This is a genomic window from Streptomyces thermovulgaris, from assembly GCF_002155915.1.
Classification (GTDB): Bacteria; Actinomycetota; Actinomycetes; order Streptomycetales; family Streptomycetaceae; genus Streptomyces; species Streptomyces thermovulgaris.
Genome location: NZ_MUME01000403.1, coordinates 1 through 6,172 on the forward strand (window position 1 = coordinate 1; position 6,172 = coordinate 6,172).

A 6,172-nucleotide genomic window follows, 5' to 3' on the forward strand; every position below is an offset into this window, starting at 1 on the left:
CCCGCCGGTCGAGCAGCTCACCGAAGACGAGCCGTTCGGTGGGCCGCTGCTCGAAACGCCGGACGTTGAGCACGCCGGTGGTGATGACCTGACCGGACTCGATGCTCGTCACCCGGGTCATGGGCAGGAAGATGCGGCGCCGGGTGGGGAGCTCGACGACCAGCCCGAGCAGACGGGGCGGCCGGCGCCCGACGCGCAGCATGACGACCAGATCCCGTACGCGCCCCACCTGGTCGCCGTTCGGATCGAAGACGGCGGCGCCGGCCGCCCCGTCTGCTCGGGCTGGTCGTCGAGCTCCCCACCCGGCGCCGCATCTTCCTGCCCATGACCCGGGTGACGAGCATCGAGTCCGGTCAGGTCATCACCACCGGCGTGCTCAACGTCCGGCGTTTCGAGCAGCGGCCCACCGAACGGCTCGTCTTCGGTGAGCTGCTCGACCGGCGGGTGACGCTCGTGGAGACGGGCGAGGAGGTCACCGTCCTGGACGTGTCGGTGCGGCAGCTGCCCGCCCGCCGGGACTGGGAGATCGACCGGGTCTTCGTGCGCAAGGGACGCAAGGGCGGCGCGTTCCGGCGCAAACGGGGAGAGACGCTGACGGTGGAGTGGTCCGCGGTCACCGGTTTCTCGCTGGAGGAGCACGGGCAGGGCGCGGAGAGCCTGCTCGCCACCTTCGAGCAGCTGCGCGCCGCCGACCTCGCCAATGTGCTGCACCACCTGTCGCCCAAACGGCGCGCGGAGGTCGCCGCCGCCCTGGACGACGACCGTCTCGCCGACGTCCTCGAGGAACTCCCGGAGGACGACCAGATCGAGATCCTCGGCAAGCTGAAGGGCGAGCGCGCGGCCGATGTGCTGGAGGCGATGGACCCGGACGACGCCGCCGACCTGCTCGCCGAGCTCCCCGTCGAGGAGCAGGAGCGGCTGCTGGCCCTGATGCAGCCCGCCGACGCGGCCGACATGCGGCGGCTGATGGCGTACGAGGAGCGCACGGCGGGCGGGCTGATGAACTCCGAGCCGATCATCCTGCGCCCGGACGCCACCGTCGCCGACGCCCTGGCCCGGGTCCGCAACCCCGACCTCTCCCCCGCGCTGGCCGCCCAGGTCTATGTGTGCCGCCCGCCCGAGGAGACGCCGACCGGCAAGTACCTGGGCACGGTGCACTTCCAGCGGCTGCTGCGCGAGCCGCCCTACACCCTGGTCGGCTCGATGGTCGACGACGATCTGCAACCCCTCGCCCCCGACGCCGCGCTGCCGGTCGTCGCGGGGTTCTTCGCGACGTACGACATGGTGGCGGCGCCCGTCGTCGACGAGACCGGGTCGCTGCTGGGCGCGGTCACCGTGGACGACGTCCTGGACCACATGCTGCCGGAGGACTGGCGGGAGACGGAGTACCACCTGAACGAGAACAAGGAGGCGGCTGCCAATGCCGGCTGAGCGCGAGAGCACCCGCGAACGGCTTCCGGCGGGGGCCACCGCCGCGGGCCGGCCGCGGGCCGGCCGGCTGGACCAGCCGCGTGCGCCGCGGCGCCGGCTGGTGCCGGAGTGGGACCCGGACGCCTTCGGGCGGCTGTCGGAGCGCATCGCGCGTTTCCTGGGCACCGGACGGTTCATCGTCTGGATGACCGTGGTGATCATCATCTGGATCGTGTGGAACGTGGCCGCGCCCCGGCATCTGCGGTTCGACGAGTACCCGTTCATCTTCCTGACCCTGGCGCTGTCCCTGCAGGCCTCCTACGCCGCCCCGCTGATCCTGCTGGCGCAGAACCGGCAGGACGACCGGGACCGGGTCAATCTCGAGCAGGACCGCAAGCGGAACGAGCGGTCGATCGCCGACACCGAGTACCTGACCCGGGAGGTCGCCGCGCTGCGCATGGGTCTGGGCGAGGTGGCGACCCGCGACTGGCTCCGGTCCGAGTTGCAGGACCTGGCCAAGGAGGTGGCCCGGGAACTGGAGGAGAAAAGCCTCAACGGGCACCGGCCGGGGGCATTCGCGGCGGAACGACCGAGCGGGCGTGACCGGGACGACCACTGACCGGTCCCTGCTCTCCGATCGCGCGCCGTACCATCGTTCTTATGGTTACGGAAGACGCGGTGCGCGAGGCACTGGCGACGGTTGACGACCCTGAGATCCACCGGCCCATCACCGAGCTCGGAATGGTCAAATCGGTGGAGATCGGCGCGGACGGTGCGGTCGCGGTCACCGTGTATCTGACGGTTGCCGGCTGCCCGATGCGCGAGACGATCACGCAGCGGGTGACCGACGCGGTCTCGCGCGTCGAGGGCGTCACCCGTGTCGACGTCTCGCTGGACGTGATGAGCGACGAGCAGCGCCGTGAGCTGGCGGCGGCCCTGCGCGGCGGCCAGGCCGAGCGCGAGATCCCCTTCGCCAAGCCGGGCAACCTCACCCGGGTGTACGCGGTCGCCTCCGGCAAGGGCGGCGTCGGCAAGTCCTCGGTGACGGTGAACCTGGCGGCGGCGATGGCGGCCGACGGCCTGAAGGTGGGTGTCGTCGACGCCGACATCTACGGCCACAGCGTGCCGCGGATGCTGGGCGTGGACGGCCGTCCGACCCAGGTCGAGAACATGATCATGCCGCCGTCGGCGAACGGGGTGAAGGTCATCTCCATCGGCATGTTCACCCCGGGCAACGCGCCGGTGGTCTGGCGCGGCCCGATGCTGCACCGGGCGCTGCAGCAGTTCCTGGCGGACGTGTACTGGGGCGACCTGGACGTCCTCCTGCTGGACCTGCCGCCCGGCACCGGTGACATCGCGATCTCCGTGGCCCAGCTGATCCCGAACGCCGAGATCCTGGTCGTGACGACGCCCCAGCAGGCGGCGGCCGAGGTGGCCGAGCGGGCGGGCTCCATCGCCGTGCAGACCCACCAGAAGATCGTCGGCGTGGTCGAGAACATGTCCGGGCTGCCCTGCCCGCACTGCGGCGAGATGGTCGACGTCTTCGGCACGGGCGGCGGTCAGCGGGTCGCCGACGGCCTGGCCCGCACCACGGGCACCTCGGTCCCGGTGCTCGGCTCCATCCCGATCGACGTCCGTCTGCGCGAGGGCGGCGACGAGGGCAAGCCGGTCGTCCTGAGCGATCCGGACTCCCCGGCGGGCTCGGCCCTGCGGGCGATCGCCGGCAAGCTGGGGGGCCGCCAGCGGGGTCTGGCGGGGATGTCGCTGGGCATCACCCCGAAGAACAAGTTCTGACCCCCACCCCCTTCGCCTCCTTCACTTCCTTCGCTTTCCTCGCCCCCTCCGGGCCCGTCGGGCCCGGAGGGGGTTTTCGCCGGCCCGTGCGACGCCCGGTGCGGGACCGTCCGGCCGCCCGGCCCCACGACAACGGGGCGCCGCTCGGGGCGCCCCTTCTTCTCCGCTCGGTCTTCTCCGTACCGGTCTTCCCGCCGGTCTCCTCTGCCCGGCCGGCCCCGCCGGCCGGCCGTACGCCTCCGAGGCGTACGCGTGGTCTCAGGCGTATGCGTTGATGTCCTCGATCACGGCGAAACCGAGTCCGTACGCGCTCATGCCCCTGCCGTACGCGCCCACGTGGACCCCCTTCTGGGTCGAGCCGGCAAGCACCCAGCCGAACTCCGACTCGCGGTAGTAGAAGGGCGTCGGGACGCCGTCCACGGGCAGGGAGAGCATCGACCAGTCCGGGCTCGTCAGGTCGTCGGCGAGCGCCCAGGCGGTCTCCGTCTGCTGCTCCAGCCAGTCGTCCCGCAGGGAGTGGTCCATCTGGGTGGGCCAGGTGACGGACAGCAGCCCGACACCGGCCAGCCAGGCCGCGGAGGAGACCGAGGTGGCCTCCAGCTGGCCCGTGCCGTCGGACAGACGCCGCACCGGGTGGGCGGCGACGGTGACGACGACCGCGAACTTCTCCTTGGGTTCCTCCCCGGACGTCTGCTCATTGCGTACGGAGGGCTCGTCGCCGTGCCCGATGGACCCGTGCTCCACACTGCCGTCGGCCGAGACACCGACCCTCATCAGCCAGCGCGGCCCCGTGAAGGCCTCGTCGAGGCCGTACCACGGAAAGGGTGCCAGCAGGTAACCGTCGACCGTGCGCCGGGCGAAGGGAAACCGTGGTCCACCCTCCGCGGCCGACGCCTGCGCGTCTGCCCGACTTGTCGTCTCCATGTGCCCGGACGCCTCCTCGCTCTCGTCGGACCGGCCCCGGCCCGCCCCCCTTCGGGCGACTCGTCCGGTCCGCACAACAACTCGGCAGCATATCGACCCCGCTCCGGGCAGCAGGGAAACCACCCGGGGCGTGGTCGCGGGTGTACGGGGGACTACGCTCAGGTGGCGTCCATGTCGAACGGCGGACGCTCGTCGCGGCCCAGGACCTCGGGCTTCTTGGTCAGGTCGACCCGGCCGCCGGCCGCACCCGGGGAGGACCCGGGGTCGCGGCCGTGCACCGCGTCCGTGAGCTCGGCCATCTCCTTCTTCAGGTCGAAGCCGTTGCGGATCTCCTTCAGCCCCAGGTCGTCGTTCTCCAGCTGCTTGCGGATGAACGTCCTGGGGTTGAGGTCCTCGAACTCGAAGTCCTTGAACTCGGGACCGAGCTCGTTCCGGATGTCCTGCTTGGCGCTCTCGGAGAAGTCACGGATCTTCCGGATCGTGCGCGCCACGTCCTGAACGACCTTCGGGAGCTTGTCCGGACCGAACACGAGCACGGCCACGACGACGATCGTCACCAGCTCGAGCGGTCCTATGTCGTTGAACACCTGAAGCTCCTTGCGATGTCCTCGGTCCTCGGCCCTCGGGTGGTCCGGTCTGTGCGGGTCTTTCCGTGGTCCGGGCCGGAACCACGGTACCGGGCGGGGCCGCCCGACCGGTACCGCCCCGAGGTGTCGGGCCGTGTGCGCGGCGGAGGCGCCGCGCCGTGCGCCCCGGTCCGGCCGGCCACGGTCCGGCCGGTCCCGGTTCGGTCAGTCGCTGTGCGAGGACCCGAGCACGACGGAGACCGTCCGCTCCCGTCCGCCGCGGACGAGGGTCAGCTCCAGGCGGTCGCCGGGGCGGTGGGCCCGTATCTTGATGATCAGCTCCTCGCCCGAGTGGACCCGCCGCCCGTTCACCGCGGTGATGACGTCACCGGCCTTGATCCCGGCCTTGTCCCCGGGGCCGCCGGGGACGACCGGGGAGCCGCCGTCACGGCCCCTGGCGCTCACCCGCGCGCCGTCCCCGGTGTAGTCCATGTCGAGGGTCACCCCGATCACCGGATGGCTGGCCCTGCCCGTGTTGATCAGCTCCTCGGCGACCCGCTTGGCCTGGTTCACGGGGATGGCGAAGCCGAGGCCGATGGAGCCGGCCTGACCGGTCCGCAGGTCGGAGCCGGTGCCGGCGGAGCGGATGGCGGAATTGATGCCGATCACCCGGCCCTGGGCGTCGAGGAGGGGGCCGCCGGAGTTGCCGGGGTTGATCGGGGCGTCGGTCTGCAGGGCGTCGACGTACGACACGTCGCTGCCGTCGCCCCTCCCGCCGCCGGCCGTGATGGGACGCTCCTTGGCGCTGATGATGCCGGAGGTGACGGTGTTGGCGAGGTTGAAGGGGGCGCCGATGGCCACCACCGGATCGCCCACCTGCACATTGTCGGAGTTGCCGAGGGGTATGGGGGTCAGGCCGCGCACCCCGCGGACCCGGACGACGGCGAGGTCGTAGCCGGTGTCCCGGCCGACGATGCTGGCCTTGGTGGTCTGGCCGCTGCTGAAGGTCACCGATATGTCCCCGCCGGAGGCGGCCTTCTCCACGACGTGGTTGTTGGTGAGGATGTGGCCGAGCCGGTCGAGGACGAACCCGGTGCCGGTGCCCTGCTCGCCGGAGCCGCTGACGTGCAGGGTCACCACGCTGGGCAGGGCCCGGGCGGCGATCCCGGCGACGCTCTCCGGGGCACGTCCGGTGGGCTCCTTCCCGGCCTGCGGCAGCTCCACGGTCCCCACGCCGCCGTTGCGCTCGAAGTACGCCCCGGCCACTCCGCCGAGCACACCGGACACCAGCGCGAGCACCACGGCTCCGCCCACCAGGGCCCGCGTCACCCGCCGGTGCCGCTGTTCCGCGCCGATCACCCCGGCTCCGCTCTGCTGCAGCGGCGCGGCGATCCGTCCCTGGGCCCAGGGGTCGTACCGCGCCCAGGGGTCGGCGCCGGCGGCGGGTCCGCCGGGGGCGCCGGGCGGCATGGGCGGCA

At 72.1% G+C, this 6,172-nt stretch carries 5 protein-coding genes and 2 pseudogenes; 3 read left to right on the forward strand and 4 right to left on the reverse strand.

Features of this window, described 5'->3' with window-relative positions; all coding sequences use genetic code 11:
- Positions 1–265 (reverse strand): annotated as a pseudogene (locus tag CCN35_RS25225) (magnesium transporter); the annotation flags it as partial.
- Between CCN35_RS25225 and CCN35_RS25230 the strand changes: the two are divergent.
- From CCN35_RS25230 to CCN35_RS25240, 3 genes and pseudogenes are all read left to right on the forward strand, one after another.
- Positions 259–1,431: pseudogene (locus CCN35_RS25230) on the forward strand (magnesium transporter MgtE N-terminal domain-containing protein); the annotation flags it as partial. The pseudogenes CCN35_RS25225 and CCN35_RS25230 sit on opposite strands and share 7 nt — an antisense overlap.
- On the forward strand, positions 1,421–2,029 hold the full coding sequence (locus tag CCN35_RS25235; RefSeq protein ID WP_067397621.1) for a DUF1003 domain-containing protein: 609 nt from the start codon (positions 1,421–1,423) through the stop codon (positions 2,027–2,029). The pseudogene CCN35_RS25230 and the gene CCN35_RS25235, both read left to right, overlap by 11 nt.
- Before the next feature lie 41 nt (positions 2,030–2,070).
- Positions 2,071–3,204: an Mrp/NBP35 family ATP-binding protein gene (locus tag CCN35_RS25240; protein WP_067397620.1), complete on the forward strand. Its 1,134-nt coding sequence runs from the start codon at positions 2,071–2,073 to the stop codon at positions 3,202–3,204.
- A 258-nt stretch (positions 3,205–3,462) separates the two neighbouring features.
- Here the strand turns inward: CCN35_RS25240 and CCN35_RS25245 are convergent, their stop codons facing one another.
- The 3 genes from CCN35_RS25245 to CCN35_RS25255 form a co-directional block, all read right to left on the reverse strand.
- Positions 3,463–4,203, reverse strand: coding sequence for a hypothetical protein (locus CCN35_RS25245; RefSeq protein WP_079129895.1), 741 nt, complete (start codon positions 4,201–4,203; stop codon positions 3,463–3,465).
- 83 nt (positions 4,204–4,286) lie between these two features.
- Positions 4,287–4,715: a sec-independent translocase gene (locus CCN35_RS25250; RefSeq protein WP_067397618.1), complete on the reverse strand. Its 429-nt coding sequence runs from the start codon at positions 4,713–4,715 to the stop codon at positions 4,287–4,289.
- 204 nt (positions 4,716–4,919) lie between these two features.
- Positions 4,920–6,172: S1C family serine protease (locus CCN35_RS25255; protein WP_245863450.1), on the reverse strand; the 1,253-nt coding region annotated here is incomplete at its 5' end.

Bases quoted from the DNA above. Each gene is read 5' to 3' on its own strand.
- CCN35_RS25240 (WP_067397620.1), top strand. From the start codon at position 2,071: ATGGTTACGGAAGACGCGGTGCGCGAGGCACTGGCGACGGTTGACGAC.
- CCN35_RS25235 (WP_067397621.1), top strand. From the start codon at position 1,421: ATGCCGGCTGAGCGCGAGAGCACCCGCGAACGGCTTCCGGCGGGGGCC.